This is a genomic window from Chryseobacterium sp. ERMR1:04 (assembly GCF_001297705.1).
Taxonomy (GTDB): Bacteria; Bacteroidota; Bacteroidia; order Flavobacteriales; family Weeksellaceae; genus Chryseobacterium.
The window spans coordinates 255,267-276,302 of record NZ_LIRF01000005.1; the positions used below are offsets into that span (position 1 = coordinate 255,267).

Annotated in this window: 16 protein-coding genes and 1 pseudogene; 9 read left to right on the plus strand and 8 right to left on the minus strand. The window is 35.0% G+C overall.

Translation table 11 applies throughout. The features are described from left to right. The first annotated feature begins 349 nt into the window (after positions 1-349). Entirely contained in the window at positions 350-1,708 is a 1,359-nt protein-coding gene (hemN, locus tag AMQ68_RS11645) for an oxygen-independent coproporphyrinogen III oxidase (protein ID WP_054511108.1), read from the plus strand. 109 nt (positions 1,709-1,817) lie between these two features. Here the strand turns inward: hemN and AMQ68_RS11650 are convergent, their stop codons facing one another. Further along, on the minus strand, positions 1,818-3,194 hold the full coding sequence (locus AMQ68_RS11650; RefSeq protein ID WP_054510810.1) for a PQQ-dependent sugar dehydrogenase: 1,377 nt from the start codon (positions 3,192-3,194) through the stop codon (positions 1,818-1,820). A gap of 218 nt (positions 3,195-3,412) precedes the next feature. On the opposite strand from AMQ68_RS11650, the gene AMQ68_RS11655 reads away from it, so the two are divergent. From AMQ68_RS11655 to AMQ68_RS11680, 6 genes and pseudogenes are all read left to right on the plus strand, one after another. Continuing rightward, a complete protein-coding gene (locus AMQ68_RS11655) occupies positions 3,413-6,322 on the plus strand; it encodes a protein translocase subunit SecDF (RefSeq protein ID WP_054510811.1) in 2,910 nt (969 codons plus the stop codon). A gap of 465 nt (positions 6,323-6,787) precedes the next feature. Next, positions 6,788-8,038: pseudogene (locus tag AMQ68_RS11660) on the plus strand (TCR/Tet family MFS transporter); the annotation flags it as partial. Positions 8,039-8,191: 153 nt separating this feature from the next. Beyond that, a complete protein-coding gene (locus tag AMQ68_RS11665; protein ID WP_054510813.1) occupies positions 8,192-8,527 on the plus strand; it encodes a twin-arginine translocase TatA/TatE family subunit in 336 nt (111 codons plus the stop codon). Between the two features lie 3 nt (positions 8,528-8,530). Then, positions 8,531-9,097: a phosphatase PAP2 family protein gene (locus AMQ68_RS11670; protein WP_054510814.1), complete on the plus strand. Its 567-nt coding sequence runs from the start codon at positions 8,531-8,533 to the stop codon at positions 9,095-9,097. Further along, positions 9,094-9,906, plus strand: a complete 813-nt coding sequence (locus tag AMQ68_RS11675; RefSeq protein ID WP_054510815.1) for a lipopolysaccharide assembly protein LapB — start codon at positions 9,094-9,096, stop codon at positions 9,904-9,906. Before AMQ68_RS11670 ends, AMQ68_RS11675 begins: the two co-directional genes overlap by 4 nt. A 35-nt stretch (positions 9,907-9,941) precedes the next feature. Further along, positions 9,942-10,400 (plus strand): tRNA (cytidine(34)-2'-O)-methyltransferase, encoded by a 459-nt coding sequence (locus tag AMQ68_RS11680; protein WP_054510816.1) that lies wholly within the window; start codon positions 9,942-9,944, stop codon positions 10,398-10,400. Between the two features lie 284 nt (positions 10,401-10,684). Here AMQ68_RS11680 and AMQ68_RS11685 read toward each other — a convergent pair whose 3' ends face one another. Beyond that, positions 10,685-11,158 (minus strand): 23S rRNA (pseudouridine(1915)-N(3))-methyltransferase RlmH, encoded by a 474-nt coding sequence (locus tag AMQ68_RS11685; protein WP_054510817.1) that lies wholly within the window; start codon positions 11,156-11,158, stop codon positions 10,685-10,687. A gap of 31 nt (positions 11,159-11,189) precedes the next feature. Between AMQ68_RS11685 and AMQ68_RS11690 the strand changes: the two genes are divergently transcribed. Beyond that, complete coding sequence (locus AMQ68_RS11690; RefSeq protein ID WP_054510818.1) at positions 11,190-12,149, plus strand: YihY/virulence factor BrkB family protein; 960 nt, start codon at positions 11,190-11,192, stop codon at positions 12,147-12,149. A gap of 26 nt (positions 12,150-12,175) precedes the next feature. After that, positions 12,176-12,550: a hypothetical protein gene (locus tag AMQ68_RS11695; RefSeq protein ID WP_071254782.1), complete on the plus strand. Its 375-nt coding sequence runs from the start codon at positions 12,176-12,178 to the stop codon at positions 12,548-12,550. Here AMQ68_RS11695 and nhaA read toward each other — a convergent pair. The 6 genes from nhaA to AMQ68_RS11725 form a co-directional block, all read right to left on the minus strand. Continuing rightward, a complete protein-coding gene (gene nhaA, locus AMQ68_RS11700) occupies positions 12,547-13,722 on the minus strand; it encodes a Na+/H+ antiporter NhaA (RefSeq protein ID WP_054510820.1) in 1,176 nt (391 codons plus the stop codon). The genes AMQ68_RS11695 and nhaA overlap by 4 nt on opposite strands. Position 13,723: 1 nt before the next feature. Continuing rightward, entirely contained in the window at positions 13,724-15,934 is a 2,211-nt protein-coding gene (locus AMQ68_RS11705) for a bifunctional (p)ppGpp synthetase/guanosine-3',5'-bis(diphosphate) 3'-pyrophosphohydrolase (RefSeq protein WP_054510821.1), read from the minus strand. Between the two features lie 109 nt (positions 15,935-16,043). Continuing rightward, complete coding sequence (locus AMQ68_RS11710; protein WP_054510822.1) at positions 16,044-16,409, minus strand: hypothetical protein; 366 nt, start codon at positions 16,407-16,409, stop codon at positions 16,044-16,046. 289 nt (positions 16,410-16,698) lie between these two features. Beyond that, positions 16,699-18,606, minus strand: a complete 1,908-nt coding sequence (acs, locus tag AMQ68_RS11715) for an acetate--CoA ligase (RefSeq protein ID WP_054510823.1) — start codon at positions 18,604-18,606, stop codon at positions 16,699-16,701. A 62-nt stretch (positions 18,607-18,668) separates the two neighbouring features. Beyond that, positions 18,669-20,555: an AMP-binding protein gene (locus AMQ68_RS11720; protein WP_054510824.1), complete on the minus strand. Its 1,887-nt coding sequence runs from the start codon at positions 20,553-20,555 to the stop codon at positions 18,669-18,671. Between the two features lie 117 nt (positions 20,556-20,672). Beyond that, positions 20,673-21,035 carry a response regulator transcription factor gene (locus tag AMQ68_RS11725; protein WP_054510825.1) on the minus strand — a complete coding sequence of 121 codons (363 nt, stop codon included), beginning with the start codon at positions 21,033-21,035 and terminating at the stop codon, positions 20,673-20,675. Position 21,036: the final 1 nt, after the last annotated feature.

The window sequence follows — 21,036 nt, forward strand, 5'->3', positions numbered from 1 at the left end:
ACCTTCCTATTATCATAGAGAAAATTTAAGATCTACGAAGGAATTAATGAGATAAATGTCGACTGACAGGGGAGTTGCTCTCATATACTTGAGGGAAATTTCCAGGAATCATAAAAATGTTGCAATGAGCCACTATAAGAAAAGGTAGAATCAATAAAATGGATTATTGTATTGATTTACAGTTAGTTGCTGTGATTTTAAATGAAGGTTTCCAGAAATGGTATTTAGACTCATTATAAATTTCTAAAAGAAACCCTAATATAATTCATGATTTAAAATTCATAAGTTATATTTAATTTTGCAATATGAAATTCCTTTTGGAGTTCCATTTTTAAAATTTACATTTTCAATGAATTCTTTAATAGATAAATATAATATTCCGGGACCTCGTTATACATCTTATCCTACTGTTCCTTATTGGGACGAGAGTACTTTTTCACCTGAAAAATGGAAGGAGAGCGTTATAAGGTCATTTAAGGAAAGTAATGCAGAGGAAGGAATTTCTATTTACATCCATTTGCCTTTCTGTGAAGCATTGTGTACATTTTGTGCGTGTCATAAGCGTATTACAAAACAACATAGCGTTGAAACACCGTATTTGGAAAGTGTTTTAAAAGAATGGAAATTGTATCTGGAGCTTTTTAATGAAAAACCGAAATTAAAAGAACTTCATTTAGGTGGAGGAACTCCTACTTTTTTCTCGCCTAAAAATCTAAAAACCTTATTGGAGGGTATTTTTGAAAGTGTTGAGATTGCAGAGCATCCTGAATTTTCTTTCGAAGGTCACCCCAATAACACAACGAAAGATCATCTTCAGACGTTGTATGATTTAGGGTTTAGAAGAGTGAGTTTTGGAGTTCAGGATTATGATCCTAAAGTTCAGAAAGCAATCAATAGAATTCAGCCTTTTGAAAATGTAAGAGATGTAACGGAATGGGCTAAAGAAATTGGATACAGAGGAATCAGTCATGATTTGGTTTTCGGACTTCCACACCAGAGTTGGGAAGCAATGGAACATACGATCCGTAAAACAATGGAACTGAAACCAGACAGGTTGGCATTCTATTCTTACGCACACGTTCCATGGGTGAAAGGAGTTGGACAAAGAGGTTTTGATGAAAATGATTTGCCAAGCGGAGAAGAAAAACGCCGTTTATATGAAGATGGGAAGAAATTATTGGAAGATTTAGGATATATCGAGGTGGGAATGGATCATTTTTCTCTTGAACATGATGATTTGTACCAATCATTAATTCAGAAAAAACTTCACAGAAACTTCATGGGATATACTTCAAGCAATACTCAATTGATGGTTGGGCTTGGGATGTCTTCTATTTCCGATTCTTGGTATGCTTTTGCTCAGAATGTAAAAACAGTGGAAGAGTATCAGAAGATGGTTGAAGAAGGTGAAATTCCTGTAGTGAAGGGCCATATCTTAAATGAAGAAGATTTGATCGTAAGAAGACATATTTTGAATTTAATGTGTCAGCTTGAAACCACTTTTGATGTTCAGAATTCTTTCCCTGAACTGGAAAATGCCTTCGAAATGCTGAAAGAAATGGAAAAAGACGAGTTGGTTGAAATTCATGATAATCAAATTAAGATTACCGAAAAAGGAAGAGCCTTTACGAGAAATGTAGCGATGGTTTTTGACCTTAGAATGATGAGGAACAAACCTGAGACAAGAATTTTCTCAATGACGATATAAAAGAAAAGCGATTCAAATTTTGAATCGCTTTTTTATTGAAATGTGGTTATTGGATTTTACCCAACTTTTTGGTCATTTGTTTTTTTATTCTTTGTCTTATGCCTTAAGTTTATTTAATAATCAATTTCTGACTGTAAGATTTCAATTCTCCTGATTTCAAATTAATATAATAAACTCCTGCTGGAATTCCTGTAATATCAATGCTGTTGTCGCTGTTGATATTGGCATTTTCCAACACTTTTCTTCCTTCAGAACTTATAATTTCTGCAGAAATATTTTTATCTTTCAATCCATCAATGAAAACCTTTTTAGATGCAGGATTCGGATAAATTTTGATTTGCTTAAGGCTATTATTTTCTTGCGTAGATAAGGTTGCATTTGTTTTAATTTTATAAATCTTCCCATTATTAACAGCGGCTACATACAGTTCTTTTTGGCTGTCTTCTCCAAAAGTTGAGAAATTATTACCTGCAAATGCTGTTGTCCACGTTATAGCGTTTCCGGAATCTAACATTCCGATTTGTGGAGTGCAATAATCTGTGAAGAAATATTTCCCCTGTAAAGCAGGATAAAGGCTGCCTCGGTAGACATAGCCTCCGGTTATTGAGCATCTTCCTCCAGAATGATCATATACCGCTACAGGAAAAGTCATTGTAGAAGCATTGGCACATCCTGCGCTATTATAAGCATTGTTTCCCTCATAGCAACGCCACCCGTAATTGATTCCGGCTTGGGTAAGTGGCACTTTGTTGATTTCTTCAATCTGACCTTGTCCAACATCTGCGATCATGGCGTTTCCTGTGGTGAGGTCAAAAGACCATTTCCAACCATTTCTAAGTCCGTATGCCCAGATTTCATCTGCACCATCAACAGTTGAACCTATAAATGGATTTCCTGCGGGGATATTATAAGCTCCTGTTGAGTTGACATCAATTCTCAACATTTTTCCTAACAAAGAATTTTTGTTTTGAGCATTGTTGCCGGGGTCTCCGCCACTTCCACCGTCTCCGGTAATGATCCATAAGTTTCCATCAGGTGCAAAATGAATACTTCCGCCATTGTGATTATCGAATGGTTTAGGAATATTCAATACAATCTTTTCAGAATTAGGATCTGCAACATTCGGATCTGAGGTACTCACCGAATATCTTGCTACAATAATATTTCCATTGGTAGTGTTATTATAATACACAAAAAAATATCCGTTGGCAGAGTATTGCGGGTGAAACGCCAATCCTAAAAGTCCCCTTTCTCCGCCATAAAGAATTTTAGAACCAATATTTAAAAAATTTGTAGCATTAATAGTCCCATTAGGTTGAATAATTTTAATAATTCCATTCTGTTGTACAACAAAAAGCCGACTGTCGTTAGCGTTTGTAATTTCGACCGGAGCGGTAAGTCCGGTGGCAAATTCTTCCAAAATAATGCTTTGAGAATTAAGGATTAAGGAAGAAAAAATGCCTACCATAAAAAGTAGTTTTTTCATAATATTTTGATATTTAATGTGTTGAATTAAGTGAGTGAAAATTTCGTACCAATAAAAATTTTAAATATCATTAAAATACAATAAAAAAATTGATAAATCTTAAATAGAAGTCAGCCAGCCGAAATATCTGAAAATAAACGATTTCTGTTCTTAAAAATTCATAAAATATCAAGAAAATCATTATATTTGCCGACTTAATTTAACGTAGTTATAACAAAATGCAAGGAAAAGGACTTATTACAATTGTTGCTATTGTACTAGGGTTAATTTGCTTAAATGAGCTATTACCAACTTGGTACGCCAGCAAAATTGAAAGGCAGGCGACTGCTGTTGCAGGAGACAATCCCGAAAAGTATCAGAAAGAGATTACAAGGCTTTCTAAAGATACTTTGAACTTAGGATTCACAAAACTTTATTATTCTAAAGCCAAAGACAAGGAAATGAAACTTGGTCTTGACTTGAAAGGAGGTATCAACGTCCTTTTGGAGATCAACCAAAGAGACTTGGTGAATGATTTAACAAATTATTCTACAAACCCTGTTCTTATCGAGGCTTTAAACAAGACTGATGAAGCGCAAAAGAATTCTACAAAATCTTACATCGACAATTTCTTTGATCAGTTCGATGCTTTAAACAAAGCAAAAGGAACAAATCTTAAACTTGCAGATCCAGAACTTTTTGGAAATACAAATTTATCAGAGATCAAGTATAATACTTCTGATGAGCAGGTAAAAAGCATCATTAAGAGAAGAATTGATCTTTCTGTAGGAACAGCTTTTGAGGTGATCAGAACCAGAATCGATAAAATGGGTGCGGTGCAGCCAAACGTTCAGAGAGTACCAGGTACAGCAAGAATTTCTGTTGAAATGCCAGGTATGAAAGATATCGATAAGGTGAAAAAAATGCTTCAGACTTCTGCGAAACTTCAGTTTTGGGAAGTACAACAAGTTCCTGAAATTGCGCCTTACTTCCAAACATTGACTACAATGGTGGCTGTAAAAGGTGATTCTATGGGGGTTGCGAAGAATGTAAACTTCATGAATCTTTTACACCTAGACAAACTAAGAACGAATGGTGTTGCAAGCGTAAAACTTTCAGATACTGCTGTTGTAAACAAAATTTTAAACAGCAAAGTAGGTCAGTCATTACGTCCATCAAACATTAAATATACTCAGTTTATGTGGGGTTACAAACCTGAATCTACAGATACTGAAAGTTTAGTATTGTACGCAATCAGAGGTAACATTAGCCAAAAAGCTCCTGTAGACGGTGCTGTTGAAACTGCTAACATTAGCTATGATGAGCTAAGTAGAGTAATAGTAGACATGCAGATGGATTCTAAAGGTGCTAAAGAATGGAAAACATTAACTGAGAAAAACGTAGGTAAACCAGTTGCTGTAACATTGGATGGTAGAGTTTATACTGCGCCAAACGTTGTAGGTGCCATTCCGAACGGTAGAACTCAAATCTCGGGTAACTTCTCTCAGGAAGAAGCTAAAGAATTGGTTGACGTTCTAGGAGCAGGTAAATTACCTGCAGGTGCAAAAGTAGTTCAGGCTACTGTTGTAGGACCTTCATTAGGACAAGAGTCTATTGATGCTGGGGTTATTTCATTTGCTATTGCATTCTTAATTATTATCGTTTATATCATTTTCTATTACGGTGGTGCGGGAGTATATGCTGTAATTGCAATGATCATTAACTTATTCTATATTTTCGGAATCATGGATTCTGGAGACTTTACATTAACACTTCCTGGGATCGCGGGTATTGTTCTTACGATGGCCATGGCCGTCGATACGAACGTAATTATCTACGAAAGAACGAAGGAAGAACTATTTGCAGGGAAAAGCATTCTAGAAGCTTATAAAGATGGTTTCAAACATGCATTAAGTGCAATTGTTGATGGTCACTTAACAACGTTATTAACGGCGGGTGTACTATTCTTATTCGGAACAGGTCCTATCAAAGGATTTGCTTTAACGTTAGGAATTGGTATCTTAATGACATTCTTTACTTCAGTATTACTTTCAAGAGTAATGATCTTCTCTAGATTGAATAAAGGAAAACACCTTTCTGTTTGGACGGCTCCAACGAAAAACCTATTCAGAAATACTTGGATCGATTTCATCGGGAAAAGAAAATATGCATATATCGTTTCTGCTGTATTAACAGTTATTTGTATTGCTTCAATCGCAATTCACGGATTTAAATACGGAATCGACTTTACAGGAGGTAGAAACTATGTTGTAAGATTTGATAAAGCAGTAAATGCTGAAGATATTGAGCATAACTTAATTAAAGTTTTCAAAACTGAAGATGGGAAAAACTCTTCTGTTGAAGCTAAAACTTTTGGAAACGACAAGCAATTAAAGATCTCTACAGATTACCTTATCGAAGATGAATCTTTAAAAGCTGACCAGACGGTAGAACAAAAATTATACGAAGGTTTAAAATCAAGCTTACCGGCTAATGTAACATTACATGATTTCAAATCTGCAGATAAAGAACATGCAGGAATTATCTCTTCTGAAAAAGTAGGACCAACAGTAGCAGACGATATTCAGACTCATGGTATTCTTGCAGTAGTAGCTGCATTGGGAGGTATTTTCTTATACATCTTATTAAGATTTAGAAAATGGCAATTCTCATTGGGTGCTGTTGCAGCATTGTTCCATGATGCGGTTATTATCTTAGGAGCGTATTCATTGCTTCACAAGTATATGCCGTTTAACATGGAGATCAATCAGGATTTCGTTGCGGCGATTCTTACAGTATTGGGGTATTCAATTAACGATACCGTTATTATCTTCGATAGAATTAGAGAGTATTTAAGAGAGAAGAAAGCTTTAACATTAGCTGGATTATTTGATGACTCTATTTCTAGTACATTAGGTAGAACATTCAACACTTCATTTACAACGATCCTTGTAATTTTAGCGATCTTCATCTTTGGTGGAGATAACTTAAGAGGATTTATGTTTGCGATGTTGATCGGTATTGGATTCGGTACCTATTCATCCATATTCATTGCATCAGCAATTGCGTATGACTTCCTGAAATCAGGAAAAGAAGATGAAGTACACGGAAAAACTACTTCTACAAAAGAAGTACTTGCTTCAAAATAAGTATTACTACAATAAATAAGAAAAAGCCTTTCAATTTGAAAGGCTTTTTTTGTGGCTTAAAAGTGAATTTGTTGTTGGTATTGGGTGTTAAGATTTTATCATTATTAGAAACTTTATCAGCAATTATTTATCGAGTTTTCAGCCTTTTATTTGAAGCTATTTCCAGCTTTCCACTGTATCTTTTTTGTTACGTGCTCCGCTTTGCTTCGCCCGCAACAAAAAAGGATGTCGTTTCAATCTGGGCTAGGGTATTTGCCCGAATTTCATTTCTTGTCGAAAAATCAACATCTCACTTTTTATATACCTTTTACCTTCAGAACAAACGAACGATTGCTAACAAGTCAGTGCATCTGTAACATCTTAAAAGTATGATTAAAAGGATCAATATTTTTAGTTCACAATTTATTAATCATGACCAATGAATGATTACTCATAATTTAGAATCATTATTTTTCTCAATTTGATTATTTTTGCAACGTTATGGAAAACTCGAAGAAAAAAGCAGCGATTGGTTTTATATTTATTACTCTTTTAATAGATGTAATAGGATTGGGAATCATCATACCTGTAATTCCAAAGCTGATCGAAGAACTCATTCACGGAAGCGTAAATGAAGCTGCGAAATATGGCGGATGGCTAGGTTTTGCCTATGCTTTTACGCAATTTATTTTTTCTCCGGTTATAGGGAATTTGAGTGATAAGTATGGCAGAAGACCCATTATTCTGATTTCGCTTTTCGGATTTGCAGTGGATTATATATTTCTTGCTTTGGCACCAACCATCTGGCTTCTTTTTGTAGGGCGGGTTATTGCCGGAATCACGGGAGCAAGTTTTACTACGGCAAGTGCTTATATTGCAGATATTTCTACCGATAAAGACCGTTCAAAGAATTTTGGGTTGATTGGGGCAGCTTTTGGTTTGGGATTTATCATAGGACCTCTTTTGGGAGGGATTTTAGGACACTTTGGAGCGAGAGTTCCTTTTTATGCGGCTGCGGTTTTATGTCTGGTTAATTTCTTGTACGGATATTTTATTCTTCCGGAAAGTTTAGATAAAGATAAAAGAAGAGAATTCAGTTGGAAACGTGCAAATCCTATTGGATCATTTAAATTTTTATTAAAGCACCCGGAACTATCAGGTTTGATCGTAACGCTGTTTTTGGTATACATTGCGGGTCATGCAGTACAGACAAACTGGAGCTATTTTACGATGGCGGAATTTAAATGGACAGAACTTACAGTCGGGATTTCGTTAGGAGTTGTCGGGTTTTTGGTAGCAATTGTTCAGGGTCTCCTGATACGATGGACGGCTCCGAAACTTGGTGATTACAAAAGTATTTATATTGGTCTGGCTTTGTACGCAATAGGAATGCTGTTGTTTTCATTCGCTACAGAAGGCTGGATGATGTTTGTTATTCTTATTCCTTATTGCTTAGGTGGTATTTGTGGCCCTTCTCTGCAATCTGTAATTTCTAAAGGAGTTCCGGCGAATGAACAGGGGGAGCTTCAAGGAGCTTTAACGAGTCTGATGAGTATAACTTCTACGATTGGTCCACCGTTAATGACGAATTTGTTTTATCATTTCAGTGAAAAAACGTCATCATTCAGATTTCCTGGTGCACCGTTCTTTTTAGCGTTTATTTTGATGGCAATAAGTGTTTTTCTTACCTATTTTAATTTTAAGAAAAAGGAAATTAAGAAAGATCTTGTTGAATGATAGGTTTTATATTTCCAGGTAAAAACGCTATTACAAAAGGAATTCATATAGATTAAACTATTAAAAAAGATATGATTTCAACCGTAAACTTAATATTTTATTAAAACTTAATATTTCACATTCAGATTCATATATCTTTCGTAATTTTGTATCATGGAATTAAGCTTTGGAGAAATGGCATTGATCGCAGTGGCGATTGTTGTATTATTCGGACCGGATAAACTTCCTTCGATAGCGCGTGACCTAGGGGCAGGCGTAAGAAAAATGCGTGGAGCAGTGGAAGATATTAAAACGGAAATAATGAAGGAAACAGATAATCCTGTTTCTGAAATAAAGCGTGAGATAGAGAAGGTGAAAGATGCCGCAAAAGAGTTCAACCCGATGAATGATATGCACAAAGATTTCTTACCAAATCCAACTGCATCTAATGAACCCCCTAAGCCAAAGCCTGCCGATGACGAAACTCACGAAGGGCCGGTAAGCAGATAATCCATGGAAGAAATTATTCAGGAAGATAAGAAGGTCTTTTTGTTTCTCAATAATTTGGGAGATTCTTCTTTTGATCAGTTTTGGATGTTGATCTCCAGTACTTGGATTTGGGTTCCCCTTTACATTATATTTCTTTATTTTTTATATAAAAATTACAAACTAAGATCTTTAGTTTTTATTCTCATATTTATAGCCATTGGAGCCACGGTTTCAGATCAGTTAGCAAGTGTGTTCAAGTATGGAGTGGCGAGGCTGAGACCCTGTCATGATCCAACACTGGAACATCACATGAGAATTGTGAAATGTGGCGGACAGTTCGGATTTTATTCCGCACATGCTTCTAATACTTTTTTCTTAGCTACTTATTTAAGCATTTTATTAAAAAAGAAACTCAGTTGGTTTCCTTATGCTATATTTGTATGGGCTGTAGTAGTGGCATATAGTCGAATTTATTTAGGAGTGCATTTCCCGATAGATATTTTGGTGGGGGCGTTTGTTGGACTTTTATTGGGAGTGATATTTGGTGCACTTGCCAAAAAAGTGATCAATAAACAAAATATAACCTCATGAAAAAACATTTATTACTTGTAGCATTAGCTTTTACCTCACTCCAATTTTACGCTCAGGACAAAAAAACTGCAGAAGAATGCTTTAAGAAAGCGGATTACAAATGTGCTGAAGAGCAATATTCGAAGTTAGCAGAGAAAGAGCAGATCCAAAAATTTCAGGCAGAATATTACGATAACCTGGGAACCGCTCAAAGGAGACTAGGGAAGACAGCTTTAGCTTTTAAATCATATGAATCGGCTTTAAAGGCTAATCCACTATCAGTTTCTGTATATGCTAATCTGGCTTCTCTACATAGTCAGAAAGGCAATAAAGCAAAAGCATTGGAATATATTGCAAGAGGACTTCAGGTAGATGCCGAAAATCCTGACTTGTATTTAACCCGTTCCAAAATTTACGACAGTCAGGGTAAAAAAGACTTGGCTCTAAAAGATTTAAATCAAATTCTAAGCTTTGCGCCCGATAACATTTATGCAAAAACGGGATTGGCAACGCTGAAGAAAAATAACGGCGATTTAGAAGGTGCTTTAAAAGATTACAATCAACTGATTTCAGAGAAGCCTGAATCTTTGTTGTACAACGGAAGAGCTGATGTTTATTTGAAAATGAAAAAATATAAAGAAGCTCTTGTTGATATTAACAAAGCGATCTCTATTGATCCAAAATTTTCCCAATCCTACGTTACAAAAGCTTTGATACTTTTTGATACCGCTAAAACAAAAGAAGCGTGTACTACTTTGGATAAAGCGGTAAGTGTAGGGTATGAAAAAGCCGTATTAGCAGATTATTATGCTAAATGTACAGCAAAATAAATAAGGTTTTCTCTGTAAAACCATAAAGAATAGATATGTTAAACATTGTTCTCGTAGAACCCGAAATACCGAATAACACAGGTAACATCGGACGTTTATGTGTAGGTACAGAAAGTAGATTACACTTAATTCATCCCTTTGGATTTATAATTAATGATAAAAACCTGAAACGTTCCGGTTTAGATTATTGGGTACATCTTGATGTTACAGAATATGCAAATGTTGATGAATGGATACAACAGATTCCTGATACATCCCGTGTCTTTTTAATGAGTTCACATGCCGAAAAATCGTATTTGGAAACTGATTTTCAAGATGGGGACTGGCTGGTTTTTGGGAAAGAAAGTGTTGGATTAAGTAAAGATGTTTTATCTCGTTTTGAGAATCATTTAACGATCCCAATGTCCAATTTAATCCGAAGTTTTAATATTGCCAACTCTGTAGCTTTTGTGATTGGTGAAGCAAAAAGACAGATTGGTTTAAAGTTAAAATAGTGATTCTTAAAGTTTAACCGCAAAAGAATCAAAAGTTCTTATTGAATTATTAAAGCTCACTTATTGAGCAAGCAAAAGTTGATAAAAGAATACTATTTAGACTCTTCTCAATACAAACATAGATTTATTGTAAGACTTCATTGAGCGACCTAGGAATATGTCGAATCTTCGATTAAAGACAAAAGGACGAATAAAATAGATTATTCAAAATAAAATAATTCCTAATCTTTGCAGCGGATACCTTCCTATTTTACGTAAGGTAAAATCAACTTAATGTCCAAAGTTTAATCATTATGATAAGGCTTCCCTTGTAAGATCTGATCTGCACGATACAATTGTTCAACGATAAATAACCGGATCATCTGGTGGGTGAATGTCATTTTAGATAATGACATTTTTTCGTTTGTTCTACTGTATATGTCATCTGAAAAACCATAGGCTCCTCCAATTAAAATATGAATTTTTTTCACTGAAGAATTCATCCAAGTGTCTATTTTTTGAGAAAATTCTCTGCTTGTAAATTGTTTTCCTTTTTCGTCTAAAATAACAACCAGATCATTTTTATCGATATGATTAGAAAATAACTTGGCTTCTTCTTTTTTTAATAAATCTGGAGAAAGGTTTTTGGCATTTTTCACATCCGGAATTTCTATGATGTCAAAATTCCAGTGTTTTGGAAGACGAATAAGGTAATAATTGATTAAAGAAGTTATTTCTTTGTCATCCGTTTTGCCAATGCAGAGTAAATTGATACGCATTTCTTATCTTTGTTAGGCGCAAATATACTTTATGAATTTTAAAATTCCCAGATTCCTCCTAAAAATTCAAAAATTCTTTGATGATATACATATTCCTGTGTTGGGAATTTCGCTTTGGGAGATGTTTCAAATCTATATTACAGGGATTTTTAAAGGGAAAATAGGACGAAAAGCAGCGGCAATTTCATGGAGTTTTACCATCAGTTTATTTCCGTTTTTACTATTCTTATTGTCTGTTTTACCTTACATGCCGCATTATGATAAGCTTCAGTTTTATATTTTTGAGGTATTAATCCATAATGTTTTTCCATCCAACATGGAAAATGATGTGAGAGGGTATATTGAAAATAATATTATTCCCAATATGAAGGGGATTAGTAATTTAACGATTGTGTTGGCATTGGTTTTTGCCACCAACGGAACCTTTTCTTTGATCAATGGATTCAACGAAAATTCTGAGGAAAAATTATCCGATGTAAAAGAATTTATCCTTTCGTTTTTTATCACCATCGGCTTTATTACCATTGTTTTTCTGGCTCTTTTCGGGGTGTATTATGTGGAAGTTGTAATGAAACTGTATACTCCGGCTTATGATATTTCTTGGTTGGTAAAAAACCTTTCCAGTATTATTGGGTTTGTTTCTTTTCCGCTATTCTATTTTATTCTTTTGGCTTTGTTCTATTGGTTGGGAACAGTGAAAATTGCGAGGTTTAGACAAGCCGTTCCAGGCGCTATTCTAACCACTGTTTTGTTTGTGGTTACCACTTATTTTTTCGCACTCTATGTAAAAAATATAGCGAGATACAACGTGTTATACGGATCTATCGGAAGTATGATCTTATTAATGGTTTGGGTGAATGTAAATGTATATCTTCTCTTATTCGGAAATGAATTGAATATGGCAATCAGAAAAATAAGGATGGAAAAATTATTGTCTGATGAGCTTAAAAAAGAAGAATTACGTTGTTATTCTAATGGCAATGAATCGTGATACCAAATAATAAAATACAATAACTTATGAAACTACGAATTAAATATCTACTCCTTATATTCCCATTGTTAATGGTCTTTTCATGCGAGCATCTTGATGAAATAGAACGGAATAAACAACAGGAGAACAGTACTTCTCCTTATATGGGGAAATGGAGTGGAAGTTACTCGGGAGATCAAAGTGGAACCTTAATTTTAAATGTAGGTAAAAGTGGATACATAGAAGGAATAAAAAATTCCCAAGGTCAGCAGGAGACTTTTTATTCAGCGCTTATTGGTTCTTCTATCAATAGTGCGGCTACATCCGCTTCAGGATTTATTTTATATGGGAACTTACAAAATAAATCCGGGACATGGAAAATGGGTAGCCTAAATGGAACTTGGTCTGTCACCAAAAACTAATTCTCTATAACCTCCTTCTTTTTAGATCCTATATTTAATATCATGTATCCTAAAAAGGCGGCTAAGAAAGAAGCGATTAAGATTGCAAATTTAGCTTGATCCTGAATTTCAATTTCTCCTTTGAAGGAAAGAAGTGCGATGAAAATAGACATCGTAAAACCAATTCCTGCTAGAAATCCAACGCCAATCATTTGCGTCCAAGAACTGTTTTGGGGAAGAGTACTTAGCTTTAATTTTATCGCAATAAAAGAAAATAAATTAATTCCTATTAATTTACCTATAATCAAACCACCAATGATACCTAACCCTAAAGTACTTGTAAGACCTTCAACCATTCCTTTATTAAAAGCAATATTGGTATTGGTTAAGGCAAATATGGGCATAATTAAGAAGCTTACCGGAAAATGGAGGGTATGTTCTAATTTTTCTAAAGGTGAAATTTCTACATGGGAAGCATTTGTTGGAATTGAAAACGCCAATAAGACCCCTGCAATGGTAGCATGAATTCCTGAATGGTGTAGGAAATACCATAAAAATAAACCAGGAATGATATAAAAAACAATCTTTGTAACCTTTAAATAGTTCAATAAAAATAACAAAGCCGTTACTCCAAAAGACAGCAGTAAATACGTCCAGTGGATTTGTTCGGTATAAAAAATAGCAATCACTAAAATGGCTCCTAAGTCATCAACAATAGCTAAGGCAGCAAGAAAAATCTTGATAGAATTCGGGATCTTACTTCCCAACATTGAAATAATGGCTAAAGAAAAGGCAATATCTGTCGCCATAGGGATTCCCCAGCCGTTGGCATAAGGAGTTCCGGCATTGAAAACGCTGTAAATAATAGCGGGAATAGCCATTCCTCCAATAGCGGCGAAAATAGGAAGCGATGCATTTTTAAAAGAGGAGAGTTCACCTTCTACCATCTCTCTTTTTATTTCAAGGCCTACCAAAAGGAAAAATATTGCCATTAACCCGTCATTAATCCAAATACTGACAGGATATTTTAAATGAAAAAGGTTGACGCCTATTTCGTGATCTAAAAAATGTTGAAAGCTTTCGCCTGCAGATGAATTAGCAATCAATAAAGAGACTAATACACAAAAAATAAGCAATATCCCCGATGATTGATTGTTGTTGAAAAATTTTTTGAAATATACCGATAAATTCATGCTATGATTGTAAACGTCTCACTTTTGAAACTCCGTTAATATCTTTTAGTTTTTTAAATGTTTCTTCAAGTTGACTCTTGTTTTTAACCTCAAGATTGATGTTTCCTGTAAAAATTCCGTTATTGGATTCAATAGACATACTTTTCATATCCATTTCCATAGAACTACTGATAACGGTCGTAATATCGTTAATCATTCCCATTCTGTCAAGACCTTCAATCTCGATCTTCACTCTGTTTTGGAAGCTTTCCGCATTCACCCATTTCGCAGGAATTACTCGGTAGTCGTATTGAGCTCTAAGGTTGATTGCATTAGGACAATTATCACTATGAACTTTAATACCTTCTGAAATAGTAATGAATCCAAAAATTTTATCTCCCGGAATTACCGTACAGCATTTTGCATAGCTATAATTCAGTTTTTCTTCATCTTTTCCAAAGACGATCATATCAAGATTCAGCTCTTTTGGCTCTATGTAAGCTGTATTTTTTGTCGGAGATTTTCTGAATCTGGAAAGTAAATTATTAAATACATTTTTACTTTCTATGTATTTTCTTAAGCTGCTAACATCTAGTTCGTTACTTTGGAACTTAAGGAATAATTCCTGAGATGTTTTTAGGTTAAAGAATTTTTGAAGTTTGTTAACCTCCTCATCATTAAAATTGATTTTTGCATGACGAAGTTTTCTTTGTAAAATCTCTTTTCCTTCTTCTACCAATTGGTTTTTCTGAGAATTCAGATAGCCTTTGATCTTTGATTTAGCTTTGGAGGTAACAACAAATTCTAACCAGTCAAATTTTGGTTTTTGATTTTGAGAAGAAAGAATATCAACCTGATCTCCGTTTTGAAGAACATAAGAAATAGGAACTAATTTTCCATTGATTTTTGCGCCCAAACATTTCATTCCCAAATCTGAGTGAACAGAAAATGCGAAATCTAAAGCGGTGGCATTCGTAGGTAAAATTTTAATTTCTCCTTTTGGAGTGAACACGAATACCTCTTTTGAATATAGATTAAGTTTAATATTATCTAAAAGCTCAGAGGTTGAAAGATCCTGCTGCTGTTCCAAAACATCACGGATTTCCGTTACCCATCTTTCAAAATTCTTATCATCAGAACTTTGTTTGTAGCCTTCTTTGTATTTGTAATGGGCAGCGACCCCTTTTTCTGCAATTTCATCCATTCTTTCGGAACGGATCTGTACTTCGATCCATTTTTTATCAGGACCCAGAACAGTTAAATGCAAACTTTCATATCCTGTAGAACGAGGTTGGGTGATCCAGTCACGCATTCTTGATGGATTACTGTGATAAACGTCTGTTACAATAGAATAAATTTTCCAGGCTAAAAATTTTTCATTTTTAGCATCGGATTTATAAATGATTCTAATGGCGTAATTATCAAATACTTCTTCGAAAGAAACGCCCTGTTTCAGCATTTTTCTGTAGATAGAAGAAACTGCTTTTGCACGGCCTTTTATAGTGAAATGTAATCCTTCTTCCTTTAATTTTTCGGAAGCTTCTTTTTTGAATTCTTCAATATATCTTTCACGATTTTCTTTCGCGAGTTCTAATTTTTCTGTGATTTCGTTAAAAACCTCGGGATTATTATACTTTAAAGAAAGATCTTCAAGCTCAGATTTAATGTTATACAAACCTAAACGGTGTGCCATTGGAGCGTAAATATAAACGGTCTCAGAGGCAATTTTTTTCTGCTTATCAGGTGCCATGCTTTCCAACGTTCGCATATTGTGAAGTCGGTCTGCAATTTTGATCAAAATAACCCTGAAATCTTCAGACAATGTCAGCAACAGTTTTCTGTAGTTTTCAGACTGTACGGAGATATTTTGGTGATTCATGATGGATATTTTGGTTAATCCATTCACGATATTGGCTATCTTTTCTCCAAAAATCTTTTTAAGATCTTCATAAGTATAATCCGAATCTTCAATAACATCATGTAACAACGCACAGGCAATAGAAGTTGCTCCCAAACCAATCTCTGTTGCTACAATTTTGGCCACAGCAATAGGATGGTAAATGTATGGTTCGCCAGATTTTCTTCTTTGATCTTTGTGAGCATCTAATGCAATATCGAATGCCTTTCGGATAAGTTTATTGTTTTCCTCATCCAAAGTTCTGTAGGTGTTCGAAATCAGATCCTTATATCTTGCAAGGATCTCTTTGTTTTCCTGTTCTAAGTCGTAACTCATTTGTGTAAAAGCCTATATTTAAACGAAAATACGAAAATTTTTCCACTTTCAAACTACAAAAAATCCGCAGATAATTCTACGGATTCTCGGTTATTAGAATTTGTAATTACTAAAATTTTACTTCAGAGTCCATACCATTGGTTGACCCTTTTATTTTGACATCCGGGCTGTTGTGAATTTCAGCTTTGCTTCGGGCATCAATTAGTTTTTTAATATTTTGATAGTCAGCTTGTTCAATGCTCATGTTTTCGAACGAATAGGTTTTCAAAACAGAGTTTTGGCTGAATACATTTTGTGCATTAGTTGCTTGTTCACTATCTTTTATAGCAACGCTGGCTAGATATTGAGGGGTACTGTGAGAATCATCTACGTAAACAATATACTCTGAATTTCCAAAACCTGAGTTTTCTAAATCTGTTTCAAGTTTTTTGTAATCATTGTGAGATTCAAACAATCCTGCTAATATTTTTGACATAATAATGTGTTTTAAATTTATACTTAAAGGTAGTAATTAAATTTTAAATATGTTGTAATAATTTCAATGAAATTACGTTGTTTTTATTTTATCTATAGTGAAAAGTTAAAATGCTTAATAATATCTATTAAATGTGTGTTTAATTTTGTATCCGTTTATTTTCGATAAAAGCCATTTAATTGCGTGTTAAAAAGGAAAACGGACTAAAGCCCGTTTCCAATATATATCTGAGTGACCATTCTAAGTTTTAATTAATATTAACTTAAAAAGCTCAAAAATTAATTTTAATTTATATTCTTTCATTCTTAATTTCTTCCACGATCTCCGGATTTAATAAGGTTGAAATATCTCCAAAGCTATTAAAATCACCTTCAGCAATTTTTCTCAAAATTCTACGCATGATCTTTCCTGAACGAGTTTTAGGAAGTCCTGAAACAAACTGTACTTTATCCAGCTTAGCAATCGGACCAATCTGATCTGAAATTAACTGATTAATCTCTTTTTTAAGGTTTTCTCTCTGGCGGCTTTCTCCTGTTTCCTTTAAAACAACATAGCCATACAAGGCATTCCCTTTGATGTCATGAGGATAGCCAACAATGGCAGATTCCGCTACCGCAGGATGTTGATTGATGCTGTCTTCAATAGGAGCAGTTCCCAAATTATGCCCTGAAACAATAATAACATCGTCTACACGGCCTGTAATTCTGTAATATCCAACTTCATCTCTTAAAGCGCCATCACCAGTGAAATATTTCCCTGGAAAAGCAGTAAAATAAGTTTCTTTATATCTTTGGTGATCGCCCCAAATCGTTCTTGCAATTCCCGGCCAAGGAAAACGGATGCATAGATTTCCTGTTACTTGGTTTCCTGTGATTTCATTGCGTTTATCATCCATTAAAACAGGCTGTATTCCCGGTAAAGGTAACGTAGCGTAAGTAGGTTTTGTTGGGGTAATAAAAGGAAGCGGTGAAATCATAATTCCGCCTGTTTCTGTTTGCCACCAAGTATCTACGATGGGACATTTTTTTCTTCCAACATGATCATTAAACCAATGCCAAGCTTCATCATTAATAGGTTCACCAACGGAGCCTATTACTTTTAATGAGCTCAGATCATGCTTATCAACCCATTCTGCACTTTCTTTCGCTAAGGAACGAATCGCGGTTGGAGCGGTGTAGAATTGCGTAATTTTATGTTTTTCAATAACTTCCCAAAAACGATCCGGCTCAGGGTAAGTTGGTACTCCCTCAAAAATTACGGTGGTAGCTCCGTTACAAAGCGGTCCGTAAAGAATATAGGAGTGTCCGGTGATCCAGCCAATGTCTGCGGTACACCAATAAATATCATTTTCCTGATAATTAAAAATGTTTTTAAAAGTATAGGCGGTGTAAACCATGTATCCGGCGCAGGTATGAAGCATCCCTTTTGGTTTTCCGGTAGACCCTGAAGTATACAAAATGAAAAGTGGGTCTTCTGCATCCATGATGACCGTTACGAAATCGGCAGAAGCTTTGTCATACAGGTCAGCCATCCAATGATCTCTGCCATCTTTCATTTTGATCTCGTTGTGAGTTCTTTTTACAACCAAAACATTTTCGATGGTTGGAGTTTTTTCCAATGCTTCATCCACAATACTTTTTAGATCTAACACTTTGCTACCTCTATAACTTCCATCTGATGTGATGATCATTTTGGCTTCACAATCATTAATTCTTGATGCCACGGCAGATGCCGAGAAACCTGCGAAAATTACAGAATGTACCGCGCCTAATTTTGCACAGGCCAACATCGTAACTGCCAGTTCAGGAATCATGGGAAGATAAATGCATACTCTGTCTCCTTTTTCGATGCCCATATCTCTAAGGATATTGGCTGTTTTGTTGACACGAGTGTATAATTCGTTGTAAGAAATGTGTTGTGCTGCTTCTTTTGGATCATTCGGTTCCCAGATGATAGCGGTTTTGTCGCCTCTTTCATTTAAGTGCCTGTCGATACAGTTTTTAGTGATATTTAATTTAGCATTTTTAAACCAAGTGATTCTTGCTTCATTCATATCGTACTTAACAACCTTGCTCCATCTTTGGTACCACACGAAGTTCTGATCTGCTATTTTGTCCCAGAATTTTTTAGGATTTTTAATAGATTTTTTATACTCTTCAAAATAATGTGGTAGATCTTCTATTAAGTAATTTCTCATATCCCTTTCGTTTTTTGAAATTTGAATTTATTTATAATTTAAATTTATGTTTAATTTACGGTTTATAGCCTGTAATTATTAATTTTTTGCTGAATTTCTTCAATGATTTTTTCATCATCAATCGTTGATGGAATCTGAAATTCCTTTCCATCTAGTAAGGTTCTGATCAGCTTTCTTAGAGTTTTTCCTGACCGTGTTTTCGGCAAACGTTTGACAAGCATAGCATTCTTTAAAAATGCTACAGCGCCAATTTTCTCACGAACCATCTGAATGATATTTTTTTCTAATTCTTTCTCAGAAATCGTTGCTCCATTTTTTAAAACAACGGTAGCAAAAGGAATCTGTCCTTTTAATTCATCATCAATTCCGACCACAGCACATTCTGCGACATCGGGATGGGATGAAACAATTTCTTCCATCTCTGACGTTGAAAGTCGGTGTCCTGCCACATTAATGACGTCATCCACTCTTCCTGTGATAAAAATATAACCGTCTTCGTCTTTTATAGCTCCATCGCCTGAAAAATAATAGCCTTTATATTGTGATAAATAGCTGCTTTGAAACCGCTCATTGTCATTCCATATTCCCAATAATGAACCTGGAGGAAGCGGAAGTTTTATAATTAAATAGCCTTCCTGATGAGCATCCAATTCGTATCCGTTTTCATCGAAAATCTTAATATCATATCCTGGAATTGGTTTTCCGGCTGCTGCTCTTTTTATTTTATAATGATCGTCAAAGGTTAATAGACCTAACATCGGCCAGCCGGATTCTGTCTGCCACCAATGATCTATCGCAGGAACTCCGATATGTTTTTCAAACCAATCTAACGTGGCAACATCACATCTTTCGCCTGCTAAAAACTGTTTTTTGAAATGGCTTATATCATATTTTTTAACCAATTCTCCGTTCGGATCTTCTTTTTTTATGGCTCGAATCGCTGTTGGAGCTGTAAACATCGCAGAAACTTTATACTCTGAAATAATTCTCCAAAACGTTCCTGCATCGGGAGTCATTATGGGTTTTCCTTCAAAAATAATCGTTGTATTTCTGTTAATTAAAGGTCCGTACACCGAAAAGCTATGGCCCACTGCCCAACCAAAATCGGATGCTGCCCAAAAGGTGTCTCCCTGCTCAATTCCATAGATGTATTTCATTGAAAATTTCAAAGCAGTGGCGTAACCTCCCGTGTCGCGGGTAATTCCTTTTGGTTTTCCTGTTGTTCCCGATGTATACAGCAAATAGAGTGGGTGAGTAGACTCAACAGAGATACAGTCGGCAGGTTCTGATCGTTGAACCAATTCTTCATAATCAATTAATCCATCAAACATTTCATGTTGATTATCCACTAACTTTCTGTTGTAAACGATAATGTTTTCAACTTTGTCCTGAGCGAGTTCAATCGCTTTTTCAACCAAAGGTAAATAAGGAATTCTCTTGGCTATTTCTACTCCTGCGGTTGCTGTGATTAATGCTTTTGGTTTGCAGTCATCAATTCTCACCACCAATTCGTTGGGAGCAAAACCTCCAAAAACAACATTATGAATGACCCCAATTCTTGCACACGCCAACATCGTAAAAAGCGTCTGCGGGATCATTGGCATGTAAATAACAGCAGTGTCACCCTTTGTTAAACCTAAAGAAACCAAACCTCCCGCTAATTTTGAAATTTCTTCCTTTGCCTGATTAAAAGTATAGGTTTTCTTCTGGTTAGTAACCGGAGAATCATAAACAATGGCAATTTGCTCTCCGAAACCGTCTTCAATATGTTTATCGATACATAAATAGCACATGTTCAGCTTCCCATCGGAATACCATTGGGTGTAATCATTTTGGTCTTTAGAAAGAATCTGGGTTGGGAATTCAAACCAGCTGATTTCCTGAGCTTGCTCTTTCCAGAAATTCTCTTTGTCTTCTATGCTTTGTTTAAATAATATATCTGTGTTCATATTAATTTTTTGTATTTGGTTTTAAACACTAATCACACTAATTTTTTCACAAAAAACACAAATTAGGGTTGTGTTATTTGCGTAATTTATTCGTGATATTTGTGTTTAAATAAAATTCTATTCAAACATTTCCTCAATCTGCTGCATCAGTTTCTTAATAGAATAAGGTTTTGTGACATACGCATGAGCTCCCATTTCTAAGCCTTTTTCAATATCTCTCGGATTATTTTTTGCACTCAGAAAAATGACTTTTGTATCTTTTAATTTTTCGTCTTGTTTAATGATGTCTAGCGTACTGTATCCGTCCAAATTTGGCATCATAATGTCGAGTAGAATGACGTCGGGAATCATGGTTTTTAAAAATTCCAATACTTCGGTTCCGTCTCTTGCGATGTAGACGTCGTAGCCGTTTTTCTTGAAACTATATTCCAGTGACATTAATATTTTGTGTTCATCATCTGCAATGATTATCTTTTTCATA

What these genes read in the sequence shown, in the direction of transcription:
- hemN (WP_054511108.1), top strand. Translation starts at nt 350, where the DNA reads ATGAATTCTTTAATAGATAAATATAATATTCCGGGACCTCGTTATACA.
- AMQ68_RS11650 (WP_054510810.1), bottom strand. Translation starts at nt 3,194, where the DNA reads ATGAAAAAACTACTTTTTATGGTAGGCATTTTTTCTTCCTTAATCCTT.
- AMQ68_RS11655 (WP_054510811.1), top strand. Translation starts at nt 3,413, where the DNA reads ATGCAAGGAAAAGGACTTATTACAATTGTTGCTATTGTACTAGGGTTA.
- AMQ68_RS11665 (WP_054510813.1), top strand. Translation starts at nt 8,192, where the DNA reads ATGGAATTAAGCTTTGGAGAAATGGCATTGATCGCAGTGGCGATTGTT.
- AMQ68_RS11670 (WP_054510814.1), top strand. Translation starts at nt 8,531, where the DNA reads ATGGAAGAAATTATTCAGGAAGATAAGAAGGTCTTTTTGTTTCTCAAT.
- AMQ68_RS11675 (WP_054510815.1), top strand. Translation starts at nt 9,094, where the DNA reads ATGAAAAAACATTTATTACTTGTAGCATTAGCTTTTACCTCACTCCAA.
- AMQ68_RS11680 (WP_054510816.1), top strand. Translation starts at nt 9,942, where the DNA reads ATGTTAAACATTGTTCTCGTAGAACCCGAAATACCGAATAACACAGGT.
- AMQ68_RS11685 (WP_054510817.1), bottom strand. Translation starts at nt 11,158, where the DNA reads ATGCGTATCAATTTACTCTGCATTGGCAAAACGGATGACAAAGAAATA.
- AMQ68_RS11690 (WP_054510818.1), top strand. Translation starts at nt 11,190, where the DNA reads ATGAATTTTAAAATTCCCAGATTCCTCCTAAAAATTCAAAAATTCTTT.
- AMQ68_RS11695 (WP_071254782.1), top strand. Translation starts at nt 12,176, where the DNA reads ATGAAACTACGAATTAAATATCTACTCCTTATATTCCCATTGTTAATG.
- nhaA (WP_054510820.1), bottom strand. Translation starts at nt 13,722, where the DNA reads ATGAATTTATCGGTATATTTCAAAAAATTTTTCAACAACAATCAATCA.
- AMQ68_RS11705 (WP_054510821.1), bottom strand. Translation starts at nt 15,934, where the DNA reads ATGAGTTACGACTTAGAACAGGAAAACAAAGAGATCCTTGCAAGATAT.
- AMQ68_RS11710 (WP_054510822.1), bottom strand. Translation starts at nt 16,409, where the DNA reads ATGTCAAAAATATTAGCAGGATTGTTTGAATCTCACAATGATTACAAA.
- acs (WP_054510823.1), bottom strand. Translation starts at nt 18,606, where the DNA reads ATGAGAAATTACTTAATAGAAGATCTACCACATTATTTTGAAGAGTAT.
- AMQ68_RS11720 (WP_054510824.1), bottom strand. Translation starts at nt 20,555, where the DNA reads ATGAACACAGATATATTATTTAAACAAAGCATAGAAGACAAAGAGAAT.
- AMQ68_RS11725 (WP_054510825.1), bottom strand. Translation starts at nt 21,035, where the DNA reads ATGAAAAAGATAATCATTGCAGATGATGAACACAAAATATTAATGTCA.